Genomic DNA, 23,900 nt, shown 5'->3' with positions numbered 1-23,900 from the left:
TTTTATGCCCATCTCCATCCAGCTATCGCAGGGACTTTTAACGCCGGCCGGCGAGCGCGAGGTTTTCTCCAGAGTTGCAGACGCCTTGCTGCAGGTACACGGCCTCAGCGGAAACACCTTCATGACTCCCGCAGTCATCGGGCATGTCGACATTTACCCTGAAGAGCACAGCTATGCCGGCGGCAAACCCCAGTCGCTTGCGGTCATAGAGGTTAAGGTCCCTTCTGTCACCTTCCCCGATCAGTCGGTGAAAGACAACTTCGTCAAGGCGGCAACAGACATCATTGACGAACTCAAGGCGGGAAAACACCCGAGAGAGCGCACCTTTGTCAACGTGACCTATGCGGTGGAGGGTGCTTGGGGAATTGCCGGCAAAGCCTATACCAACGCCGACCTGGGAATGGCCATTGGAGCTGCCGCAGGCTAGGCAAGCGCGGGAACTGACCACTGCCCACATTCACCTCCGTCGCCCGCACAGCGCACCAACCGATTAATCCAAAAGGAAACTTCATGCCTCTCGTACGAATTGACCTTCCTGACACCACGCCGGACGAAGAGCTTTCGGCCGTGTCGAGCCTTGTGCACCAAGCCCTGGTAGACACGTTCAATGTGCCGGAGCCGGATCGCTTCCAGACGCTCACGCGTCATACACCGCGCCAACTCATTTGCTCCGAAGAATTCCTTGGGGTCACGCACTCCGCCCACGTGGTTTTTATTCAAATATTTTGTGCCCCCGGTCGATCGCTGGACATGAAGAAGGCGCTCTTCTGGGAAATCGGAAAACAAATCTCGTCGAATTGCAGCTTTAGTGCGGCCGACGTCATCATCAATCTGGTTGAGACGTCGCGTGAGAACTGGTCTTTTGGAAACGGCATGATGCAATTCAGTTAATAAATGGGGCAGGACAGTCTGTTTTGCATACCCCCCCAACGCGCTGAGATGCGTCATGAATGTGAAGCTGCTCCTTCATGGGAAAACAGGGAGGTTCACGGGGCAAAGCGCGCAATCAAGCCATAATCATTGCTACCCAAACCCCCTTGCCCGACGGGCCTCAAGAGATTTAACTGTGTCATCAATTCACCCCAAAACCTACGAAACTTCCGATTCACGTACTGTCGCCTTCCTGGGCCTCGGTGTCATGGGCTTCCCGATGGCCGGGCACCTGGCGCTGGCGGGCCATGACGTCACGGTCTACAACCGCAGCGCCGCCAAGGCTGCCTCCTGGACGAGCGAGTTCAAGGGCCGTGCAGCCGCCACGCCGCGCGAGGCGGCTGCAGGTGCAGACGTCATTTTCTGTTGCGTGGGCAACGATGCCGACCTGCGCAGCGTGGTACTGGGTAACGATGGAGCGCTGGCCGGCATGAAACCGGGCGCCATCTTCGTGGACCACACCACGGCCTCGGCCGATGTGGCGCGTGAACTCTCCGCGGCGGCCTCCAAGATCGGCTTGCACTTCATAGATGCGCCCGTCTCGGGTGGCCAGGCAGGTGCGCAAAATGGCGCGCTTACAGTGATGTGCGGCGGAGACACCGCAGCATTTGATGCCGCGAAACCAGTGGGCATGGCTTTTTCAAAAGCCTTCACGCTGATGGGCCCAAGCGGCGCGGGGCAACTTACCAAGATGGTCAACCAGATTTGCATTGCCGGCCTGGTACAGGGCCTGAGCGAAGCGGTGGCGTTTGGCCAGAAGGCCGGTCTGGATGTGAACCAGGTCCTGGACGTGATTGGCAAAGGCGCAGCGCAAAGCTGGCAGCTCGACAACCGCGGCAAAACCATGGTGGCCGACAAGTTTGACTTCGGGTTTGCCGTGGACTGGATGCGCAAGGATCTGGGCCTGGTACTGGACGAAGCCAAGCGCAATGGTGCGCGCCTGCCCGTGACGGCCCTGGTCGACCAGTTTTATGCCGACGTGCAGGCCATGGGCGGCCAGCGCTGGGACACATCGAGCCTGATCAAGCGCCTGAAATAAAGACTGGGCCGAACCCGACAAAAGCGGACGAAAAGCAGAACGACAGTGCTGGCGAGGCCAGCACTGCCAGCCCCTAACTTCAACTCCCGGCGGGTTTGGCGCCGGCGGGCGGCTCTACGGGTTTTGACGGCAGCATGCGTGCCAGCTCTTCCTCGCTGATGATTTCAAACATGCGGATGACTTTTTGCACACCCGGAGTGGAACGAACCACGTCTGTGGCACGATCCGCTTCTCGCTGTGTAACGCGCCCCATCAGGTAGGTCGTACCACGTTCGGTCACCACCTTGAAGGCGTTCAACGACAGGTCACGTGCGTCAATCAGCATCGCCTTGACACGGCCAGTGACGAGGGTGTCGGACGAGCGCTGCGTCAGAGTGGAACTGCCCATGATGGCAAGCTCATTGACCACCGAGTTCACATTCTCCACACGCGAAACGATCTGTTCGACGAGTTGCTTGTCCTGGGCATTGGGGACTTCCCCCGTCAGCAAGACCTGCCGGTTGTAGCTGGTCAGGTTGACGTGAACACGATCACCCACATTGCTGCGAATCCGGCTCAGCGCGCGCAATTCAATGCCTTCGTCTTCCAGCTGCGCACCCGACGTACGGCGATCGGTGGCAACAAGCGCACCGCCGGCCATGCCGCCCACCACCAAAGGAAAGCAGGCTGTCAGGGCGCTGCCAAGCAATACCGACGTACCAATGGCCAGAGCGAGTCGTTTCAACGGGGCATATGTCATACAGAGGTCTCCTGATCGCCAAGTAACTGGGTGTCCACACCATCGCAAATGCAATGGAGGACAAGAAGGTGCACTTCCTGGATACGCGCGGTCCGCTCATGCGGCACGCAGATATGCACATCGGTTTCGCGCAGGGCATGGGTCATCTTGCCGCCCCCGCGCCCCGTCAGCGCCACCACGGTCATCTCGCGCTCATGGGCGGCTTCGATGGCGGCCAGCACATTGGCCGAATTGCCGCTGGTGCTGATGGCCAGCAATACGTCGCCGGCGCCGCCCAGGGCACGCACCTGCTTCGAGAAGATGACCGTGAAGTCGTAGTCGTTGGCAATGGCGGTGAGGATGGAGCTGTCGGTCGTCAGCGCAATCGCACCCAACTCGGGCCGCTCACGCTCATAGCGCCCCACAAACTCCGCAGCGAAGTGCTGGGCATCCGCTGCCGAGCCACCATTGCCGCAGGCCAGGACTTTGCCGCCACTGGTGACGCTGGCCAGGATGGCCTGCACTGCGGCCGCAATCGGTTTGGACAGGACCTGTGCCGCCTGGTATTTCAGGTCGGCGCTGTCAATGAACTGCTGTTCGATACGTTGTTCAAGCATGGGGTCAATGATAGCGGGTCGGACTGCGCCGCCGGCCCCGGAGGGGTTTGCGCAGGCTGGCAATGGATGGTTACAAATTCCGCCATCCATTCCCGGCGCTCAGGACGCGTCGAAAGCTCCGGGCAGCCATTCAATGTCAGGAGCCGCCCCGTCATCCTGCGGCCCGTTGACCAGGACCACGTCGAATCGACAAGGCGGTGGGCTGCCGAAACGCATGAGATAGTGCCTCGCGGCAAAGATGATTCGCTGCTGCTTGGCGGGGCTGATGCTGGCGCCGGCGCCGCCGTGCGAGACGCCGGTGCGCTGGCGCACTTCCACAAACACCAAGGTACCGTCGGGTGCGCGCATGACCAGGTCGATCTCGCCGCCACCGCGGCCCGGCGTCCGATAATTGGTGTCGACCAATACCAGTCCGGCCTTGGCAAGGTAGGCGCGCGCGGCAGCTTCCGCAGCATCACCCCTCGACTTGGTGGTAACCTGCCCAGGCGAGGCTGGGGCCTGAAGGGCCGTCGCTTTTGACGCCGTCCCGGCAACCTGTTTTCTGGAAAACCACATTGAACGCTTCCTTCGACCTGGCACTGAATGCGGCACGCGCCGCAGCAGGCATGCAGCATTATCCGGAAAGCGCGCTCTATGTGGTGGCGACCCCGATCGGGAACCTGGCCGATATCAGCCTGCGCGCCCTGCAAGTACTGCAACTGGTAGACGCCATAGCCTGCGAAGACAAACGGCATTCGCAGCCCCTGCTACGGCAGTACGGCATCGACAAGCCCCTGCTGGCGGTGCACGAACACAATGAAGCAGAGGCCGCAGGCCTGGTGATCGAACGCCTGCAGCGGGGTGAGCGCGTGGCCTATATCAGCGACGCCGGCACGCCGGCCGTGAGCGATCCCGGCGCCCGCCTGGTCGCCGCCGTTCGTGCCGCTGGCCTGGCCATCATGCCCCTGCCGGGTGCCAGCAGCGTCACCGCGGTGCTCAGCGTGGCCGGGCTGAGCAGCCCGGGCGGTGACACCGGGTTCGTATTCGCCGGTTTTCTGCCGAGCAAGGCCGGTGAACGCGACCAGGCCATCCAGCAGCTGCAAACCGATACCCGGGCCATCGTGATTCTGGAAGCGCCGCACCGCATCGAGGCGCTTGCGAAAGCACTGGCGGTGCTGCAAGCCCGCCTGGTCACCGTTGGCCGTGAGCTGACCAAGCAATTCGAGGAAATTGCGACCGTGCCGGCGCAGGATTTTTCCGGCTGGCTGGCTGCTGGCGCCCAGCGTACGCGCGGTGAATTTGCACTGGTGCTGCATCCTTGCGCCGCTGCGGATAACCCTGAAGATGGCACACGGGTGTTGCAGTTGTTGCTGGCGGAGTTGCCGCTCAAGACTGCTGTAAAAGTCGCGGCAGAAATCACCGGCGTGGGGCGCAACGAGCTCTATGACACCGCACTCAAGCTGAAAAAAGAATGAACCCCAACGCCGACGAACTCTGGCGCGCCCCACGCTGGACGCTTGCCGCCTTGTTGGCTGTGCTCGGGATGCTCGGGCCGTTTTCCATCGACACCTACATTCCCGCCTTTTCCGGCATGGCGCAGTCGCTGGGAGCATCACCGGTAGAAATGCAGCAGACGCTGTCGGCCTACCTGTTCGGTTTTGCTTTCATGAACCTGTTTCACGGCGCGCTGGCCGACAGTTTTGGCCGCAGGCCGGTGGTGTTGTGGGGAATCGCGCTATTCACTCTGGCGTCGGCCGGTTGCGCGCTGTCGCAAAGCATCGGGCAACTGGTTTTTTTCCGGGCCATGCAGGGCTTGTCGACAGGTGCGGGCATTGTGGTGTCGCGCGCCGTCATACGCGACATGTACCCGCCGGCTCAGGCCCAACAGGTCATGAGCCAGGTCACCATCTATTTCGGAGTGGCCCCAGCCCTGGCGCCCATTGTCGGCGGCTGGCTTTTTGTGCATCTGGGCTGGCACAGCATCTTCTGGTTTCTGACGGGAGTGGGTGTGATCCTGTGGGCTACCAACTTCCGGTTCTTGCCCGAGACACTTCCGCCGCTGGAACGCCAGCCGTTTGAAGTCAGGCACCTGATGCGGGGCTACTGGCAGTTGGGTTCCAGTCCCCGCTTTTTATTGCTGGCGCTGGCCAGCGGCGTGCCATTCAACGGCATGTTTTTGTATGTACTGTCAGCGCCCGCTTTTTTGGGGGAACACCTGGCACTGCAGCCTACCGAATTTTTCTGGTTTTTCATCCTGACAATCTCCGGCATCATGTCCGGCGCGTGGCTGAGCGGCCGCCTGGCAGGAAAGATTGCCCCCAAGCAGCAAATACGGCACGGCTTTGTCATCATGCTGGTCACCTCGGTGCTTAACCTGATTGCCAACATGCTGTTCGCCCCGCATGCTTCGTGGTCCCTCTTTCCGATCGCAGTGTTTGCATTCGGCTGGGCGCTGATGGTGCCGGTCGTCACGCTGCTGGTGCTGGACCTTTATCCTGAACGGCGCGGCATGGCTTCTTCCCTTCAGGCCTTCGTGGGCTCAACCGCCAACGGCATTGTTGCCGGTGTCATCGCCCCGCTCGCAATGCACTCCACCCGGGCATTGGCGGCAGTCTCGCTCGGGATGATGTGCATCGGGTTGGTTGCCTGGGTGTATCTGCATCACCGGTGGCCGGATATCGGCCGCTCCGCAACACCCGACTAGCGTGCAATACGCCCATCAGCGATCATTGACTCGCATGGGAAATTCCATGCCTTGCCCGATGCGCTGCACCACGTTGTTGCCGTCCAGGTAAGCCCAGAAAAACATGGGTTGATCGCTGTCTCGCCAGCGGTAAGTCATGATGTCGCCGGACCATGACGCTACACGGTCAATCTTTGCCGGCCGGCCAAATTCGCGTTCCATATCCGAGCGCGTCCACTTGCCCGGCTGGACTCTTGAGAACTCTGCTGGCGTCAGAACCTCGCGGACGCCGATGACCCTGCCGGCGGCATCCAGATCTACCATCGTGGCGAACTGACCAAGCGGCTGGCCCGAATACTGCAGCCGGGTTCCCGCATCCAGCGGCACCACCCGGGACGGCGTTCCGCGAAGCGCGATGACGTTCTCACGGGTCATGCCGGGCTTTATCGCTGTCAACGCGCAGCCGGCGGCACACAGCGCCGCGACAACAAGACCGGAAACTAATTTAAATACCCTCACGGTTACTCCTGCCTGAAATTGAATTGATCACAAGACTTGGGACTCCATCCCGGCCAGAATGTTCCCCGTGTGTGGCACCGTGGCCTCTGCTTTAAAGTTGTGCCCAACTGATCGTCACTACGCGGGCCGAATCACGGATTGTTGCATCATGCCGCACCCACTGAGGACGCCCGGACTGCCGCTGTCATTGTTTCTGGTATCCATGGTGCAGGGCAACGGCTCGAAGCCGGGATTCAACGGATTGGACTAGGCCCCAAGCAAACTCGCCGACTCATTTTGTACTGAGCCCGCCTGGGGGCCGAGATGTTTGGTGTCCATGTACCCGCACGCACTCAGGCTTTGTGCTGCCGCGCAAATATTTTGGCCAGATCCAGGAAATTCTTTTCGGCCGGCGAGTTGCTGTCTTCCCGGCTCACCAGCGTGATAGGCGCCACCAGCGCGGGCCTGGCATTGGTGATACGGCAGTACACCACGCTCTCACGGTGAAAATCCTTCATGGATGCGGGAACCACGGAAACGCCCGCGCCCGCCGCGACCAGGCTGATATTGGTCAGCATGCGCTCCACCTCCGAGGCGATCCTGAGCGTGAAGCCCGCCTGTTCACAGGCTTCGATCAGATCCGAATACATGCCTGGTGCGCCGTGTCTGCGCACCAGAATGAACTGCTCATCAGCCAGGGATTTCAGATCAATGACCGGCATCTTGCCCTTGGCGGCGCCCGCCACCAGCGCATGGCCCACCGGCAGAATCAGCAGCATCTCTTCTTCGAGCAAGGAAAAAAAACTCACACCGCGCGGATGGCTGACGGGCGTACGCAGAATCGCGATATTGACCTTGCCCCTGTCTATGCCCTCGGTTAATTCCGCCGCATTGGCTTCCCTGAGGTCCAGGTGCACATCGGGATAGGCGCCGCGATAGGCCCGGATGATCCCCGGAATCAAAGGATGAGCCGCGGCAGAGCTGGTAAAGCCTATGGCCAGCGTGCCTTCAAAGCCCTGTGCGGCGCGCGCGGCGCGTGCCGCGCCCTGCTCGACGCCGCGCAGGATGGCCTGGGCTTCCTGCAAAAACACCGCGCCACCGGCCGTCAGCGCCGCGCCTTTGGGGTGGCGGCGGAACAATTCGAAGCCCAGCTCCTCTTCCAGCAGCCGGATCTGGTGGCTCAAGGGCGGCTGCTGCATATTCAACCGCTCGGCGGCGCGCGTGAAATGCTGCTCCTCGGCAACCATCAGGAAGTAGCGCAGATGTCTCAGCTCCATGGTGTCAGCCCATCTTTTTTAGGTATCGGGGATCGTATTTTCGGATTTTATGTATATGCCCGCGACGATGCGTGACACCTTCGCGTCTTGATACTCGCCGTCCATCCGCAAAAAACAACCGTATGGCGCGGCCCCCGCGCCGTGGCGGCCAAGCCGCCCGTAGACTGGGTGATCGATGATCAAAATCAGAAGAACGCTTTGCCATCCCATTGCGCAAATGGCTCTCGCCTTTGCCGCCGGCATCCTGCTGGGGAATTTTTTTCCCTCAGTCGGCGCGATGATGAAACCCCTCAGCGACGGCTTTCTGCGCCTGATCAGCATGCTGATCGGCGTGCTGATCTTTTGCCTGGTGGTGTCCGGTATCGCCAGCATGCGCAACCGGCTGCAGGCCACAAAGGTGGGTGTCAAGGCCATCATCTACTTCGAGGCCATGACCTTGATCTCGCTGCTGGCGGGCATGTTGGGCGCCTTGTTGCTGACGCCCGGCAAGGGTTTCGCGCCAGATTTTGCGGCTGACGTCGCACAGCGCGCTGCGCCTGCAAAGGCCGCGGAAAGCACAACCGACTTTTTGCTCAACATCATCCCCCCGACATTTGCCAGCGCCTTCACCGGCAACAACAACCTGCAGATCCTGCTGCTGGCGCTGCTGTCGGGCATTGCACTGGCGCGCGCGGGTGAACGCGGGCACAAGCTGCTGGAGCTCATCGAAGCGGTGCAGCAAGTATGGCTCGGCATGGTCGGCATGGTCCTGAAGCTGGCCCCACTGGCTGCATTCGGTGCAGTCGCCTTCATGATTGGCCGTTACGGGATGTCCTCGGTGTTGCCACTGCTGCATTTTCTCGCCGCGATTTATCTCGTCAGCATCCTGTTTGTCTTCGTGGTGATGGGCCTTCTCGCGCGCGCCGCCGGTTGCAACATCTTCCGCCTGGTCGCCTATGTCAAAGAAGAGCTGCTGCTGGTCTTCTTCACCACTTCGTCAATAGCCGCCTTGCCGAGTCTGGTCGGAAAAATGGAAAAAATGGGCTGCGCCAAACCGGTGGCGCGCTTGATGCTGCCGACCGGTTTTAGTTTCAACCTGAACGGCAGCAACATCTATATCGCCATGGCGGCGATCTTCCTGGCGCAGGTGGCGCATGTCGAGCTGGGTTTCTGGTCACTGCTGTCACTGCTGGGCATCGCGATGCTGACATCCAAGAGCGCCGCCAGCGTCGCCGGTTCGGCCTTTGTGGCCCTGACCGCGACGTTGGCCAGCCAGAACCTCATACCGATCGCGGGCATTGTCCTGTTGCTGAGCATAGAGCGGTTGATGAAATGCCGCTCCCTCACCAACATGCTCGGCAACTGCGTGGCCTGCGTCGTCGTGTGCGCCTGGGAAAAAGCCCTGGACCGCCAAGCGATGCATCAGGCCCTGTCGGGCAAGGCCTCCTCCTCGTCCGCCGTCGCCGACCAGATCTGATACAGGCGTTCGCCCAGGCATTCCGCACGGCCTTCGAACAAGGTATTCAGGCACTCGGGCCGCTCCAGCTGCCGGTACAGTGCAGCCCGTTCCGGGTAGTTGTCAGCCATGCGAACGGCGGCGGCAATGTAGCCCTCCACGCTGTCGGCGATGGCCCAGTCCGGCAGGCCCAGCCGGCGGAACAGCCCTTCGTCGATGTGTTCAAACACTTCCGGCCCTGTCTTGCACACGCCGGGCAAACCGACCGTCACGGCATCGGTAATGCCATTGGTGTTGCCGAAGGGAAAGGGGCTCAGGAACATGTCGCAGCGGCTGAAGATAGCCAGGTAGTCCGGGTAGGGCTGGTGCGCGTAGATTTCCGCGTCCGGCAGATAGCGGCGTATCACCCTTCGCACTTGCGGATAGATCAGGCCGGTTGCCTGTCCAATCAGGAAATGAAACCGTATCTGCTTGCGTGAGCCCGCGCGTATTTTCTGGCAGGTCACCAGGAATTTCGGATTGATCTTCATGGTGGTCGCGGCCACGGCGATGTTGACGACCGCCGAGTCCTGCCGCTGCGGCCGTGCCAGCGAGACTTCGATGGCGGACGGGCGGTAGGGCTGCCCGTCTTTCGGCAGACGCAGCAGGGTTTCGCTGAAGCAGGCGGGATCGCCGACAAAATCGTCTTCCACGCTGATGTAATCGATACGGTCGGAATGCGTGGTGGCGGGATGGCCCAGCGCTGCCACCTGCACGGGTGCCAGGCGCTGATTGGCCGCGAACATGGTGATGGGAAACATGCCGACKCTGGGCATGTAAAACACGGCGGGCCTGAGGGAGCCGGCCAGCGCGTGCAGCTGGCGCAGGCAGGCGATCATGTCATTGGGCGCGGCGAAATCAATCACCTCATCAAACACCGCCCGGCCCAGTTCGTCGATGTTGCCGGGGTAAGCAATGGCCACCAGGCGAAAATGCCGGCGAGCGGCCTCCAAAGTCCTGGAATGCGTGCGGTAAATCGAATGCCCACCGGAGAACCACTCGAGCAGTACCAGCATGATGGGCTTGTCCGCACTTTGCGCGGCGAGCGCGGGCGCAACGCGCCCCAGGCCCAGCGCCTCGAGCTTCTTGCGAACCAGCCGGTTGATGGGGCGCTTGATCTCGTGGCGGTCGGGCAGGTCGGCGTAGCTGCAGTGCATGTACACGTCGTGCAGGATGCCTACCGGCAGGATGTCCAGGCTTTCGATTTCCTCGAGGTGGGCGGGGAGCCAGGCGAGCAGCGCCTCGCGCTTGGAATGCGCAGCTGGCGAGCCGAGAAAGCGCGGCGACAGCAGGGCCGTGAACAGCGCGGCGGCCAGCTTTTTGTTCTGCCGCCACAGCAATTCCACGTCCAGCGGGATTTCCGATTCGGGGGAATACAGGATGCAGAACTTCACGAGATCCCGTTCGCTCACGTGGAACTCCGGTGCGCCGGAGCCCAGGAAATTGAGCGACCTCAGGATATGGTCGCAATGGACAAAGGCGCTGGCGGCAAACAGCGCCGACAACCAGCGCTGGAAGTTGATGAGCTGGCCGAAGCCGCCGGGCGAGACATGGAAGGTCGGGTCGGAAAACAGGGCCGAGATGGCGCTGGTGAGGCGGGTCAGGCCGTGCGCGTCACGCTCCTGCGCACCTATGGCGGCCGACAGGCTGAGCGCGAAGTTGCCGTCCAGGTTGCCGTAGTTCCTGTCTATGAGCAGCAGCAGCTTGACCAGCTCTCGCGCAGCCGGCTCCTGCTGGCGGGAGTAGCACAGGTATTCGAAATTCTCCAGCGAAAAAATATCGTCAGCCATGGTGCCCTTGTCGATGGCCCCGTCAGGCCGACAGCGCCAGTATCGCCGCTACCGCCGTGAAACTCACTGGACCAGCCCGGAAAAGGTGCGGTCCAGGTTGTACTGGGCACGCGCGAGCTTGTCCTGCTGCGCCTTGAGCCAGGCGGAGTCCTGCTCTAACCGGCTCTTCTCGGCCGCCAGCATCCTGACGGTCTCCGTGCGCTGCGGACCGCCCAGGCCCTTGCTGGAGGCCAGCATGTTCTGCGCGGTCAGCGACGTACGGAAGCGCTCCTGCGTCAGCGGAAATTCCGCCCGTGGGAAATCAAAGGCCTTCACCGCCTCTGCATACAACTGCCTGGCGACGTCGAAGGGAATCTCGGCGGGCTTGAGCTTGTTGGCGCGGCCGTAGTTGACCAGGTCCGAGGCGAAATGGTGGCCGACCCGGAAGGGAACGTCGGCGTCGCGCTGCAGGATGTCGGCCAGCTCGGTGGTGGTGGAGTAATCGGCGTCAACTTCCTGCAGCGCGCGGTTGCGATCGATGACGAGGTGGTTCATCAGGTCAGCCAGCTTCACGAAGGCATTGGCCGTGAGGTCCAGGGTTTTCTCGACCTGGTCGCGCTTGTAGTCGGGCATGCCGGGCGTGACGTTGTGCGCCTCCAGTTGGTAGGTGAAGGCGCCGCCCACCACCTCGCTGGCCTGCAGCCGCAGCACGTTGAGGGCATAAGGATTGCGCTTTTGCGGCATGATGCTGCTCGTGCCGGTGAGCCGCCCCTCCTGGATGGTGATCCAGGGAGCGGTCTGGTGGTACTGGGTGTGCAGGTCCTGCGCCAGCAGGCCTATCATCAGCGCCGCGTTGCTGCACAGGCCCACCAATTCCACGCCCTGGTCGAGCGCGCCGAGCTGGGCCGCGTCGTAGGAGTTTTCCACCACGCCGTCAAAACCCAGCAGCTCCGCCAGGCGTTGACGATTCACCGGAAAACTCGAGGTACCGAGCGCGCCCGCGCCCAGCGGGCTCATATTGAGGCGCGCATAAGCCTCCTTCAGTCGCGCGCTGTCGCGCCCGAAGACCGAGGCGAAGGCCAGCAGGTAGTGCGCGTAAGTAGTGGGCTGGGCCTGCACGCCGTTGGTATAGGCCGGCACGATGGTGTCCAGGTTCTTCTCGGCCACAGCCAGTAGTTGCGCTTTCGATTGGATCATCGCGTCCATTAGAACTAGCGCACGCTCGCGCTGGATCAGGCGCCGCGTGGTGGACAGGATGTCCTGGCGGCTACGGCCTGAATGCATGCGCGAACCGTCGGGGCCGGCCAACGCCAGGATCAACGGCTCATACTGCAAATAGTCACCCGGGCGCTTGGCACCCGACTGGTTGCCTTCCCTGATCACTTGTTCAACAGCCCGCGCGATTTTTTTCCCAAGCTCAGGCGGGACGATTTTTGTCTCGACCACCATCACGGTTGAGGCCTTGTTCATCTCGCCGAGGAAATGGAAGTTGTCGTGCTCGGCTTGCCCGGCTTTCTTGTCTGCGGCGACAGCCACAGCGGACAGCGATACCAGCAACAGCAGAACCAGCCGCCCGGCGCGGCGCGGCATTATGGAGCCAGTGAACGCCGCGGCGGACGCAGGTTCAAGGCGTTGCATCTTCTTTGCCTGCGGCGGATGCATTGAGATTGGCATTGGACGACACCACGGAAATAGTGAGCCTGTCCGCTCCGCCGCTGGAGGATGGGGATGCAGTATCGCCGACAAGGGGCGCCATCCAGTCGCTACCGGCCATATCCGACTGCAGCGCGGCGGTCGCGGCGGCCGAATCGGCGCTGGTCAGGCTGTTGCTCATCTTGCCGCCGAGATTACGCAGCACGACACCGGATCCGGTGGCGGTGATCGTCGTGGCGTCCGAAGACTGGCTGAAGGGCTGCCCACTCGGCGCACTGGCGCTAATGAGCAAGACGCCGTTTTCCACCTGCAGCTTGTTGGTGCCGCCGTCTATGCGCACACCATAGCTGCCGCCGGAGCCCGATACGCGAAGATTTCCGTTACCACCCGTACTGACGGTATTGAAGGCATTGGCGCTGCTGCCGACGATAGAGAGGCCCTCGCCGGAGCCGGCGGTCGTCGCCTGGATGTCGATGTCGCCGCTGCCCGATGTGATGCTGATGCCGTTGGCGGCGCCCGAGGCCGCAGTGCGCAGGAGAACTGCCGGCGCCGCAGACGCCGCGCTGCTGTTGCCCGTGATCGAGAGTTTGCCCGACACCGTGGAAATGGCGGCGGAACTGGTCGCCGTCGACGGGTAAATGGCGACGCCGCTGCCATAAGTGGAACTGCCGGCCACGCTCACCGAACCGCTGCCAGTGGCGCGTATGACGTTGTTGCCGGTCAGCACGCCTACCCCGTCACCGTAAACGCTGCTCCCGGTGATTGCGAGCGCACCGTTCTCGACGCTGACCAGGGCCTTTCCTCCGCCGTAGATGCTGACCCCGTTGCCCTGGTCGGCGGCGTTGCCGACCAGCGTCACATTGCCCGCGCCCGTGGTCTGGATGCGGTTGGCGACGTTCTGGATGGCGATGCCGTGGTCGAGTTCGCCGACGTTGGGCGAGTGGAAGTTGCCGACCAGCGTGATGTTGCCGCCCTGCGAGGCGATGTTGTTGACCGAGTTGGTGCTGGTGGCGCTGCCGCCCAGGGCGATGGCGTCCGAGGTGCCTATGGAGTCGCCGCGCAGCGTGATGTTGCCGCTCACGGTGCTGACGTTGACGCCGTTCGAATTGCCGGTGGAGTTCAGGAAGATGCCGTAGCCGCCGAAGCTGCTGGTGCTGTTGCCGTTGACGGCAATGGCGCCGCTGCCGGTGCTGATGTTGATCGCCGCGTTGGCGCCGGAAGGCGCGATGTCTACGCCGCGCCCCGAATAACTGGTGCCGTCCAGCGTCAGCGCACCCGACTGCGTGCCCAGGTTGATGCTGGCGTAGGCGCCGCTGGCGTCCAGCGACACGGCCTTGAAAGAACCGGTGGTGGGGTTGACCACGCTGTTGTTGGCCAGCAGCTTGAGCGCGCCGGCCGTGCTGTTGATGTTGACCTGCGAGGCGGTGGCCGCGCTGGTGCCGCTGCCCGAGCTCAGCAGGCCCAGCGCCGGCGTGGTGCCGCCCGAGGTGTTGCCGGCCACCGTGATGTTGCCGTCGGAGAAGATGCTGATGGAAGAGCCGGAACCCGTCGAGTTGAGCACCGTGCCGTAGCTGCCGGTGCTGCTGCCGCCCAGCGTGATGGCGCCGCCCGCCGTGGCATTGAGCACCACGGCGCCGTTGCCGGAGGCCGCGAGGTAAACGCCGCGGCCGGCACCGGCAAAGCCGTTGGCATTGGCCTGGATGGTCAGGTTGCCGCTGCCCACGCTGAGTTTTTGCGTGGAGGTGCTGGCCGTCGAGCAGATCAGCACACCGAAGCCCGAGCTGGCATTGCCGCTGATCGTCAGATTGCCCGAGCCGCTGGCGGCCAGGGTGTTGTTGGTGCTGAAGATGCGCGTGCCATTGCCGCTGCCCAGGTTGATGCTTTCCACCGTGATGGAACCGGCGCCGCTGGTGAGCACGTTGCTGCCGCCGGTGAGCACAAAGGCGTCGCCGGTCGCACTGGCGCTGGCGACATTGGCCAGGATGGAGATGTTGCCGCCACCGGCATTGAGCGTGGAGGCGCCGGATATATTCACCGCACTGGTGGTGGCGCTTGTCGAGGTGGAGGCGCCGCGTATCGTGATGTTGCCGCCGCTGGTGCTCAGCGAAGCGCCATTCAGTGCCACGCCCGAGGCGCCGCTCTGGTTAGTGGCGGCATAGCCGGTCAGCGGATTGCTGCCGCCGCTGATGGTGATGGCCCCGCCGTTGGTGGTGATGGTGCTGCCGGTCAATGCCACCGAGCCGTTGCCGGTGTCGCCGTAGTTGGAGACCAGCGAGACATTGAGGCTTTTGCCGGTGCCGTTGGAAATGACGCGGCCGCTGCCGATGATGATGTTGCGGTGCGCCTGCAGGGTCAGCGAGGCATTGCCCACACCCTTGACGTTGTCCAGCACATTGATGTCGCCCGCGGTGCCGCCGGCGGCAGAGGTTTGGACTATCACGTTGGCGCCTTCGGACAGCGAAGCGTTGAGTACGCCCGAATTCAGGGTGGAATTGGCTGCACCGCTCGAGGTGAAGGGCGAGCTCCCGGTCGCGCCGGAGCTTGCCGCGCTCGTGATGTTGATGTTGTAGGGGTCGATCAGCCAGGTGCCGCCCTTGCCGGAGGCCGCACTGATATTCACCGAACCCGTTGCATCCAGGTGGTGGCCAGAGGTCTCGACCAGGCCGCCGCTGCCGGTCTGCCCGCCGCCCAGCACCGTGATGCCGCCGTGAAACTGCGTGCTGTCGGTGGACCACAGGATGACTTTGCCGCCGTCGCCGCTGTTGAGCGCGTCAGCGTGAATGCGGGCGCCCTCCCCCATATAGGTTCCGACGGCCTGGCGCTCGGTACCACTGCCCTGGTAGTTGCCGCCGACCAGTACCGTGCCGCCACCGGCATCGCCGGAAGCATCGATTCGGGCGCCGTCGAACACACCGACGTACTGGCCCAAAGCCTTGAAACTGCCGCCGGTTTCACCGGCATCGCGGCCGGAGACGTCGACACGGCCGCTCAAGGCGACAATGCCTGCCTCCCCGCCGTCAAGCAGGACCGTGCCGTTTCGGCGCTGCAGGCTGGTCGCCTCGATCACGCCTTCGTTGTTGACCACATTGGACATCAGCGCGTCGCCGGAGCGGGCCGACATGACGACCAGGCCACCGTTGGCCTTGAGCAGCCCCTGGTTCACCACACTGGCGCCCAGCGAAGGGTCACTCACCTGCATATTGATCAGGCCGTCACCGTTGAAGTCCAACGTGATATTCTTGCCGGCGCCCAGCATCACGCTGCCCAGACGGGCAGTGATGCTGCCCACATTGCGCACCTGCGCACCCAGCAGCGCCACGTACCCGCCGTCAGCCGCCACGATGCTGCCCTCATTGATCACGGCGCCGCCCGCGCTGCCGGCTTCAAACCGATTGTTGCCGGCCATGAAGTTGCCGTCCGAGATGTTCAGTGAGCTGGCCACCAGGCCGCCGACATTGACAGCTGAACCCTGGCCGAACAGGATGCCCGAGGGATTGATCAGGTAGACCTGCCCGTTGGCATTGAGCTGGCCCATGATCTGCGAGGCATCGCTGGATGTGACGCGGTTGAGGGCCACCGACGAGGCCGAGGGCTGCGCGAAATTGACTTTGGCCGCGCTACCGATGTTGAAAGTGTTCCAGGTAGCGACCATCCGGTCGCTGCCCTGTACCACGTTCATGACGTTGCCGCTCTGGCTGATGCTGCCGCTGCCAGCTGTGACCTGACCATTGGTAGGTAAGGCGCTGGCGTCCAGCGCATATCCCCGTACCGGGTAAATGGCGCAAAGCGCTGACAGCATGGCTGCACTCAGCGGTGTCAGCGTCGGGCGGCTTTTACGTGGGGAAACCGGGGAAGAGTGGTATGTCATGCGAGCCCCTCAGAACGTGTAGTTGATACCGAAACCGATCGCGCGGATCGTGGTGCCTGCGCCTGCACTGCCGAACACGCCGGCAACGGCGTAGTTGTAATTGGCCAGCGGTTGGTTGCGCAGCAGCACGTACTGCCCGAAAATCCTGAGCTGCTTGCTCCAGGCATAGGAGAAACCGATGGCCTGGGAGGTCGCACCCATACCTTCCGTCGAACAGTTCACGCCATTGCCGGAAATCATGGCGCAGTCGCCTGCGAAGGCTTTGGCATGGCTGGCGCGCAACTGCCAGGCACCTATCTTGTGTGAGACGCCGACCATGTAGGCGCGGCGGCGGTAGCTGGCGAGGTCGCTTGAAGTGACGCTGGTGTTGATGACACCGGACTCGGCATAGCTCAGTTCGTCGGCGATCAGCGAAACCTTGGTATCGCCAAAATCGTAGGCCACGCCGTAGCGCACGCTGTAGTCATTGGACGAAGTGCCTTGCGTGACGTGGGTATTGGTACCTACCCCGCGCGCGTTGCGGCCCAGGCTGGCTATGCCGAAATAATTCACATGCTGCTCAGCCGCAACCACAGCAGAGAATCCGCCGTTCTCATACGACAGGCTGCCGCCGTAGAGGTAGCCTGTATCAACGTCCGGCGCGGCCTTCATGCCGTTGTTCGAATAAGCCAGCTTGAGCTGGAAGCCGCCCATCTTGGGCGTCCAGTAGCCGAACACGCCGGCCTGGCGGCGGTTGAAAGCGGCATCGTCGTTGTTTTCCACCGCCGCCGTGCCCACCGGGCCGGAGTTTTTAGTGATGCTGGTGGCGAAGCCCGGTGACCCGATGATGTTGTAGTGCGCCGCACTGGTGGTCGCCCCGAAGGGGTCGAAGGAAGAGGTGCTTTCCTTGAGCGGCATGTCCCAGTTGCCGTACATCGCGGTGCCAGCGTCTGGATGGGCGACAGCCACGCCGGTATTACGCAGCTCTTGCCTGTGTGTCCAGTTCGGGGTCGCGTCGTCTCCGGCCGCGCCCGCGCTCAGCGACAGGCCCAGCTCCAGCTGCCACAGCGCCTTCCACTGTTCATAAATGGGGATGCCGCCACGCGCGCCCACATACGACACATTGTCGCGCGCACGCCAGAAGCCCGACATGTTGCGCCCATTGGGCGTGGCCAGCTTGCTCTGGTCGGCGGGCGCCGCAGGCGTCGCGCCTGAGCGGCTCACGTATTCGGGGATGATGCCCAGTGAGCCGTACAGCCGCATGCCGTCTTCCGCCTCCTCGAAATCCTCGCCCCGGCTGCCGCTGCTGGAGGCCAGGCCCGTGAAGGCCTGGGGTGAACCCGACACCGATAGCCACAGGCGACGCGCGCTTTTTGGTTCGCTGACTGGATTGACGCCGGGCGACACCGCGATGCTGGCATTGAACACCAGGTCCTTGTTGTAGACGTTCAGGCCCACGCCATAGCCGTAGCGGCTCGCGCGGTTTTCGCTGTTGTCCCACGGCTTCTTGTTAATGGTCACGCGCCCCGCATCGGCGAACAGCGCACCTTCCACGACGGAGTTGCCGACAACACCCAGGGTCTTGCGCAGTTCCAGACGCGCCAGCATGCCCTGGTCGCCCGCGGCTTCGCCGGCAGGGTACGCGCGCACGCCGCCGGATCCGCCCAGGCTCATTTTCTCTGACGCGTCCAGGTTCTTGTCGGCGTACTGCGCGGTGACCGAGCCCAGCAGAGAGTAGCCGCCGCCAAGCTGCTGCAGGCGGCTGAACGACAGGTTGAGCTTTTTGTAGTCGCCTGCCGCATTGGCCGTGAAACGGTCCAGCGCTGCGTCGTTGGGCGTTTCTTTTTTCAGATAACCCATACCCAAACGCGCGTTCCAGCTGTTGTTCGCCGACGCGCCTGTCCAGTCGTCACGCCAGTCGCCAGACAGGCCCGCACTCATCAGGTTGGCAGACTTTTCGACGGTCGTGCCGCCAGTCGTGTCCTGGAAATGCCGGTATTCCGTCGCCAGCGACAGATTCATGTTGGCGCGCCGGCTGCGCAGCAACGCCGCGTTGAGAAACAGCGTGCTCACGCGGGCTTCACCTCTGGCCTCTACTTCCTTGAGGTTTTTGCCAATGTTGTATTGCAGACCCGCAAAGTTCGCGCCTACCGACAGCCCTGTCGTGCCGAGGGGCTGCACATAACCAACGCCTGCAATGCGCAGGCCTTCAAAAGTTTGCTGCGTATTCAGGCTGAAGCTTTCGCCCATGCCCAGTGCGTCGTTGAGGCTCAGGTTGGCGGACAGGCGATTGGCACCGGTGTAATAGCTGCCACCGTTGTCGATGCTCACGCGCGAGGTGATCGCCCCCATCTCGCTGACCTTGACGATGATGTCGGTGGCGCCCGGTTCTGCCGAAGGCCGCAACACCGCCTTGACCGTCACACCGGCGATGTCAGAGAGCCGCAGCAGCGTGTTTTCGAGGTCGCTTTCCTGGATCACCTCGCCCGGCTGTAGTCCCGCGAGATGTCGGCCTATCAGGTCCGGGTCCAGGCGCACGTTGGCATCGGGCTCGGCCACCACCCGGCCGATGACGCCTTCACGGATGCCGAGGGCAACCACACCGCCTTGTATTTCCTGTGCGGGGAGGTAGGCGCGCGCTACCAGGTAGCCCCGGGTGCGATAGTAGGCCGTGATTTTGGCGGCGGCTTTGCCCAGTCCGGCGAAGTCCAGCTCGCGGCCGACAAACTCCTGCAGTTGGGCTTGCAGCTCGGATGCCGGCAGAGACCGGTTGCCGCTCAGTACAAAACCCGTGACCTGTATGCCCGTCCCACCGGCGGGGGGGCTCTGGCCCTCATCACTGCCTTCCACCTCTTTTTCGATGCGCGCAGGACGCTGCACTGCCGCCGGCGGGCCGGCATTTTCCGTCGGCGAGAGCTGTTGCCGGTTCGCGTCGAAAAGAGTACCGGCGCTGGGCGGCGTCTGTGCATGGACGGCAAAAGGTGCGGCGGCCAGCATTGCGCAGATCTGCGATGCGAGGATTTTTCGCCGTGGTGCGGCAAGGCGTGAGGGTTCCATCATGGTTTTCGTCTTCTGTCTTGGTGTTGTATCCGCGCGTCTCTGTGCTTCTTCTTTTTTCTTGTTGTGCTCGTTCGGCTTGTCTCTGTTTGTCCCGGCTATTCGCTAGTTGCCGGCGGCATGGAAAATTTTTGCAGCAACATCGCGGGACTCAAAAATTTCGGCCGCTTCGTGGCCCGCGTCCGGCACCACCATGACCGCACGCGTCACGGGTGTCTGCCATTTCTGGGCTAAAAACTGTTCGTAGCGCATGTAATTCCTGTGCCGATTCAGCCGGTCCGTGCCCTGCATGGCGGCCCCGCAGGATTTGTCGAGTGACTCGTAGGCTGGGTCGTTGTCCTGCGCGCCCACCAGGTAGAGGACCTCGCGCGCCGCATAGCGCTTGAACAACTGTTCGCCGTCCAAGCCCTGCCCATAGGGAACCATGTTGCCCAGGCCGTAGCGGAAGTTGTTGTAACCGGGGCAGAGGATGCTGTTCACAGGCTTGAAGCTCCCACCCTCCGGACGGCTGTCATCCAGGTACAAATAGGAAGACGGGCTGGAGACCACATACCGCACGCGGATGCCCGACTTGCGCAACCCCTCCTCGCTGTTGTTGAGCACGGCATAGCGCTGCATTAGCTGCCCACCGGCCGAGTGGCCGATGAAAACGATTTCCTTAAGTACGGGAAAACGCTTGCCCGCGCTCAGGTAGCGGGCGATATCGTCCAGCACGCCGCAGGAATTGATAGCCTCCTTGCCCCGGGAGGGCTGGCACTGCATCCAGTTGCCACCGCGCCAAAGCGGGATATTGCCGTCAGGCGAAGTGTCTGATGCCGTCAGGAAGTGGGGCACCAGCAGCAACGTGCTTGATGCGTCCAGCCGCGCGGCTTCCAGCAAGCCCAGGCCCACGCCAAAATAACGGTCGGCATCGCGCTGCACGCCATGTACAAAAATGACCGCACGCTTGATCCCGGCGTCCGGCTGGCGCAAGTCAATGTTGGAATAGACCGCAAAGGGATAAGCGGTGCCCGCGGCTTCCAGGTCAATTACCTGCTCCCTGGGCGGTTCGCCGGCGGCTTTATCAGCTGCAGCGAAAAGACGCGCGCCAAAGAAAGCCAAGCCCATTGCCACCACCAGTTGTAACCACCTGTTTCGAGCACGTGTCATACCTGTATCTCGCTTTGTCAAAAATGCAGACATCGAAAGGCTTGACGCGTTGTGCTCGAATGCCGGGCGCTCCCGGCGTACGCACTACAAATGGATCACAAATCCAGCGTTTCCCTTCACGGCCTTTTTTAGGAGATCCACCGGAAAGATCAGTTGTAATAACTTGCAACTTACGGTGTTGTTGGCGATTCTAGGAAGACAACCGCTACCTGTAAAATATCTTGATTCTGGTACATCGATACTTTAAAAGTATCTTATGAGCAAGAATCCAGCAGCGAGGATCAGCGCGACACGTAATGGACGTTGGCCACTGGATTGATACCGGGTAGGCATCGGTTCCACGCAAATTCGGCGTGGACGTATCTCGACTCCACTGCTGGAATGCGGTCTGGCGCTAACCCCGTGCGCTCTAAGGGGTTAGCCGCTGAGCGTGCGTTTTTGACGGAAGGTCCCAAGGCGCCATTGCCTCGCGGATCAGCGCGACGTGCGGATGATGACCTTGCCGCGCGCATGACCGCCGGCCACCTGCTCAAGCGCCGCGCGGGCGTCATCCAGCGGATGGATTGTGTCGAGGATCACCTGGAGCCGTTTGTCGTCGAAGCGCTTGAGAATCAGCGTCAATGCCGCAGCATCCCCGCTGAAGAATGCGAAGACGCCGTGGATATCTCCACGCGGCTGTATCGTGTGATCGACGATCGACACCACCGTCCCGCCCGGCCTTGTCGCTCGCCACGACCGCTCGAGGGTCTCCCCACCAATCGTGTCGATGACCAGGTCCAGGTCTCGCCAACGCTCTGCAAAGTCATCACGGCGGTAATCGATGACTTCGTCCGCACCCAATTCTTTGACCAGTGTGTGGTTCTTTGCAGAAGCCGTGGCTAAGACGTGCGCACCTGCCTGCCTTGCGAACTGGACGGCGAAGCTGCCCACGCCACCGGCTGCCGCGTGAATCAGCACGCGCTGCCCCGCCCTTAACTTTCCAGCCCCAAACAGTGCCAGCCAGGCCGTACCTGCTGCCGTCGGCAACGCTGCGGCCTGCTCGTAGCTCATCTCTGCAGGAACCAGGCACAACGCGCTTGCAGACAGCAGGGCAGACTGTGCGAAGGCACCCCCCGCCGTCGGCGCGAGCCTCCCCACGACGCGGTCACCAGGCTTGAACCGGCCAACCTTTGGACCCGCGGCTTCAATCACACCGGCGAGGTCAGTACCTAACGTATAGGGCAAAGTGACAGGAAAGACAGGCTGCATGGACCCGCCAAGGATTTTCAGATCCAGCGGGTTCACGCTCGCCGCCTCGACGCGAACCAGGGCCTGACCGTCACCCGGTGTGCCCAGGACGGCGTGTTCAATATCCGCCCGGCTGGCGCCGCCGAATGCGTGGATGCGAAGTGCTTTCATCAAATACTTTCCCCGTTAATCGCCGAGTGGAGGGAAGCTTCCAAGTTGCAGGAAAACGCCAAACCAGTCTTCCAGGTGCCAGGTTCGCTGGATACGCGTCTCATGGAATTCGTGGAACTCGTGGATGCGGATGCTGACCTTTTTTCCGGTTGCCGCAATGCCGAAGAGTGGCCCCAGATGGGTACCCGTTATCTCAGCCCGTACACCGATACGCCCGGGTACCTGAATCAAGTCGTGAATGGCAATATGAACGTCCGGCAGGGCTCCGATGAAGCTGCGGATGATCGGTTTCAAACCCTCGGGTCCCGGGCCTTGCCCGGGCGCCAGCGGAATGTCATCCCAGTCGGCAGTCACAGCGCTGTCCAGCAGGTCAGGGTTCTTGTCGTTGAATGCGCGATACAAGGTTTCGACGGCGCGGCGCTCAGCCATCATTTGTGTGGTGTCGGTCATTTGTCCGGCTTTCGGTGGTTGAAGTGGAAGAAGGTCGATTCTGGTCGGCCGATGAAAATCCGTCCAACAAATGACTCATATACAGTTATATTTGATTCATGGATTTTCATGGCATTGATCTGAATCTGCTCGTGGCGTTTGACGCGCTGATGGACGAGTGCAATGTGACCCGCGCAGCCGCGCGGGTAGGCGTGAGCCAACCTGCCATGAGTGCCGCGCTGTCACGTCTGCGAACGTTGTTTGGCGACCCGCTGTTCCTGCGCAGCGCAGAAGGACTTCTGCCGACAGCGCGTGCCAGGGAAATCGTGGGGCCCGTGTCGCAAGCACTGCGGCAAATCAAGACAGCTCTCGTGCAAGAACCGGGCTTCGAGCCCGAGCAGGCATCTCTGGTATTCAACCTTGGGCTGTCCGACTATCCGGCTTTCGTACTGCTGCCCGCACTTGTCAGGGAGCTGGCGCGCGCGGCGCCGGGAATATCGCTGAGCGTGCACGCGATTAACAATCGGGATAGTGCGGTCGACATGCTGGACGCAGGAACGATTGATGCGGCAGTTGGCGTCCCGCCGACCCGTGCAGAGAGCCGGATATTGACACGGCCTGTTCTGAGAGACGAGTTCGTGACCATCGTTCGCCGCGACAACCCGGCAGTGAAGCGAAGCATGGGTCTGAAGGCATTTCTTGCGCTGCCTCATGTACTCGTGTCACCGGAGGGTGATCGCCACGGCCTGGTTGACGAGGCGCTGGCCAGGCTGGGAAAACGCCGCACCCTCGCACTGACGCTTCCGCAGATGTTTGCCGCGCCCGCGGTGGTGGCCCAGACAGATACCACGGCGACGGTAATGAAGCGCGTGGCCCTCAATTCCCCGGCTCTGCGCAAGCTGGTCTTGTTTCCGCCGCCTGTTGCGCTGCCAGAAGTTGTCTTCGACCTCATCTGGCATCGACGGAACGATGCACATCAGGTGCAGCAATGGCTCAGGGAATTGATCGCATCACTTGCTTCGGCTGCCTAGAATAGTAAAACCCGCCAGTCGCTTCACCGTGACGAATTTCAGTGAAGTTGGGCTTTGAAACGCTGCGGCGTGCCTGCGCGACAACGGCAGACAAGAAAAACCATGATTGGTGCGGCTGGCGGGGATCGAACCCACGACCCTTGGCTTCGGAGGCCAATACTCTATCCACTGAGCTACAGCCGCAACGCTGGAAACGGTTTGCGCCGGATTGCGGCCGAGGGGCGCGAAATCAGGGCAATTTGCACTGTGCGGGCGATTCACGCCGCGCAACGCCTGCGATTCTACCAGCCGGCCACGGCGCTCCCCGGCCTCTGCAAGCCCCCAGTTATAATGTGAGGTTGCTGAGCAAGCG

Annotated in this window: 19 protein-coding genes and 1 tRNA gene; 7 read left to right on the top strand and 13 right to left on the bottom strand. The window is 62.1% G+C overall.

Annotated features, from left to right (window positions below; genetic code table 11):
- Positions 1–4 precede the first annotated feature (4 nt).
- The 3 genes from AC1DY9_RS21840 to AC1DY9_RS21830 all read left to right on the top strand — a co-directional run bounded on the left by AC1DY9_RS21840 (position 5) and on the right by AC1DY9_RS21830 (position 1,969).
- Positions 5–427 carry a 4-oxalocrotonate tautomerase gene (locus AC1DY9_RS21840; protein ID WP_457281556.1) on the top strand — a complete coding sequence of 141 codons (423 nt, stop codon included), beginning with the start codon at positions 5–7 and terminating at the stop codon, positions 425–427.
- A gap of 83 nt (positions 428–510) precedes the next feature.
- Entirely contained in the window at positions 511–891 is a 381-nt protein-coding gene (locus tag AC1DY9_RS21835; protein WP_477667636.1) for a tautomerase family protein, read from the top strand.
- 175 nt (positions 892–1,066) lie between these two features.
- Positions 1,067–1,969: an NAD(P)-dependent oxidoreductase gene (locus AC1DY9_RS21830; protein ID WP_457281558.1), complete on the top strand. Its 903-nt coding sequence runs from the start codon at positions 1,067–1,069 to the stop codon at positions 1,967–1,969.
- Between the two features lie 79 nt (positions 1,970–2,048).
- Here the strand turns inward: AC1DY9_RS21830 and AC1DY9_RS21825 are convergent, their stop codons facing one another.
- From AC1DY9_RS21825 to AC1DY9_RS21815, 3 genes are all read right to left on the bottom strand, one after another.
- Positions 2,049–2,708 (bottom strand): BON domain-containing protein, encoded by a 660-nt coding sequence (locus AC1DY9_RS21825; protein ID WP_457281559.1) that lies wholly within the window; start codon positions 2,706–2,708, stop codon positions 2,049–2,051.
- Positions 2,705–3,304 (bottom strand): phosphoheptose isomerase, encoded by a 600-nt coding sequence (locus tag AC1DY9_RS21820; protein WP_431098788.1) that lies wholly within the window; start codon positions 3,302–3,304, stop codon positions 2,705–2,707. The genes AC1DY9_RS21825 and AC1DY9_RS21820 overlap by 4 nt, the downstream gene beginning before the upstream one ends.
- Before the next feature lie 99 nt (positions 3,305–3,403).
- Positions 3,404–3,859 carry a YraN family protein gene (locus AC1DY9_RS21815; RefSeq protein ID WP_457281560.1) on the bottom strand — a complete coding sequence of 152 codons (456 nt, stop codon included), beginning with the start codon at positions 3,857–3,859 and terminating at the stop codon, positions 3,404–3,406.
- A gap of 50 nt (positions 3,860–3,909) precedes the next feature.
- Here AC1DY9_RS21815 and rsmI point away from each other — a divergent pair, with 50 nt between their 5' ends.
- Together rsmI and AC1DY9_RS21805 are read left to right on the top strand one after the other, a co-directional pair.
- Positions 3,910–4,758 (top strand): 16S rRNA (cytidine(1402)-2'-O)-methyltransferase, encoded by an 849-nt coding sequence (gene rsmI, locus AC1DY9_RS21810; RefSeq protein WP_457281661.1) that lies wholly within the window; start codon positions 3,910–3,912, stop codon positions 4,756–4,758.
- Complete coding sequence (locus tag AC1DY9_RS21805; protein WP_457281561.1) at positions 4,755–5,987, top strand: multidrug effflux MFS transporter; 1,233 nt, start codon at positions 4,755–4,757, stop codon at positions 5,985–5,987. The genes rsmI and AC1DY9_RS21805 overlap by 4 nt, the downstream gene beginning before the upstream one ends.
- A 15-nt stretch (positions 5,988–6,002) precedes the next feature.
- On the opposite strand, the gene AC1DY9_RS21800 is transcribed toward AC1DY9_RS21805, so the two are convergent.
- Together AC1DY9_RS21800 and AC1DY9_RS21795 are read right to left on the bottom strand one after the other, a co-directional pair.
- Positions 6,003–6,401 (bottom strand): hypothetical protein, encoded by a 399-nt coding sequence (locus AC1DY9_RS21800; RefSeq protein ID WP_457306447.1) that lies wholly within the window; start codon positions 6,399–6,401, stop codon positions 6,003–6,005.
- 416 nt (positions 6,402–6,817) lie between these two features.
- A complete protein-coding gene (locus tag AC1DY9_RS21795) occupies positions 6,818–7,741 on the bottom strand; it encodes a LysR substrate-binding domain-containing protein (protein WP_457281563.1) in 924 nt (307 codons plus the stop codon).
- Positions 7,742–7,958: 217 nt separating this feature from the next.
- Between AC1DY9_RS21795 and AC1DY9_RS21790 the strand changes: the two genes are divergently transcribed.
- Positions 7,959–9,197 (top strand): cation:dicarboxylate symporter family transporter, encoded by a 1,239-nt coding sequence (locus tag AC1DY9_RS21790; protein WP_457281564.1) that lies wholly within the window; start codon positions 7,959–7,961, stop codon positions 9,195–9,197.
- On the opposite strand, the gene AC1DY9_RS21785 is transcribed toward AC1DY9_RS21790, so the two are convergent.
- The 7 genes from AC1DY9_RS21785 to AC1DY9_RS21755 form a co-directional block, all read right to left on the bottom strand.
- Positions 9,143–11,005, bottom strand: a complete 1,863-nt coding sequence (locus tag AC1DY9_RS21785) for a peptide transporter (protein ID WP_477667635.1) — start codon at positions 11,003–11,005, stop codon at positions 9,143–9,145. The genes AC1DY9_RS21790 and AC1DY9_RS21785 overlap by 55 nt on opposite strands.
- Before the next feature lie 63 nt (positions 11,006–11,068).
- Positions 11,069–12,622, bottom strand: a complete 1,554-nt coding sequence (locus AC1DY9_RS21780; RefSeq protein WP_477667634.1) for an argininosuccinate lyase — start codon at positions 12,620–12,622, stop codon at positions 11,069–11,071.
- Positions 12,609–16,505, bottom strand: coding sequence for a beta strand repeat-containing protein (locus AC1DY9_RS21775; protein WP_457281567.1), 3,897 nt, complete (start codon positions 16,503–16,505; stop codon positions 12,609–12,611). Before AC1DY9_RS21775 ends, AC1DY9_RS21780 begins: the two co-directional genes overlap by 14 nt.
- Before the next feature lie 9 nt (positions 16,506–16,514).
- Entirely contained in the window at positions 16,515–19,544 is a 3,030-nt protein-coding gene (locus AC1DY9_RS21770; RefSeq protein ID WP_477667633.1) for a ShlB/FhaC/HecB family hemolysin secretion/activation protein, read from the bottom strand.
- A gap of 102 nt (positions 19,545–19,646) precedes the next feature.
- Positions 19,647–20,690 carry an alpha/beta fold hydrolase gene (locus tag AC1DY9_RS21765; protein WP_457281569.1) on the bottom strand — a complete coding sequence of 348 codons (1,044 nt, stop codon included), beginning with the start codon at positions 20,688–20,690 and terminating at the stop codon, positions 19,647–19,649.
- A 474-nt stretch (positions 20,691–21,164) separates the two neighbouring features.
- Positions 21,165–22,088 carry an NADP-dependent oxidoreductase gene (locus AC1DY9_RS21760; protein ID WP_457281570.1) on the bottom strand — a complete coding sequence of 308 codons (924 nt, stop codon included), beginning with the start codon at positions 22,086–22,088 and terminating at the stop codon, positions 21,165–21,167.
- 15 nt (positions 22,089–22,103) lie between these two features.
- A complete protein-coding gene (locus tag AC1DY9_RS21755) occupies positions 22,104–22,538 on the bottom strand; it encodes an ester cyclase (RefSeq protein ID WP_477667632.1) in 435 nt (144 codons plus the stop codon).
- A gap of 98 nt (positions 22,539–22,636) precedes the next feature.
- On the opposite strand from AC1DY9_RS21755, the gene AC1DY9_RS21750 reads away from it, so the two are divergent.
- On the top strand, positions 22,637–23,548 hold the full coding sequence (locus AC1DY9_RS21750) for a LysR family transcriptional regulator (RefSeq protein WP_477667631.1): 912 nt from the start codon (positions 22,637–22,639) through the stop codon (positions 23,546–23,548).
- Positions 23,549–23,655: 107 nt separating this feature from the next.
- On the opposite strand, the gene AC1DY9_RS21745 is transcribed toward AC1DY9_RS21750, so the two are convergent.
- A tRNA-Arg gene (locus AC1DY9_RS21745) sits at positions 23,656–23,731 on the bottom strand.
- Positions 23,732–23,900: the final 169 nt, after the last annotated feature.

Source organism: Polaromonas sp. P1_F6 (assembly GCF_056405695.1).
The sequence above is the reverse complement of the archived record's forward strand: the minus strand, read 5'-3'. Positions and strand labels throughout refer to the sequence as shown.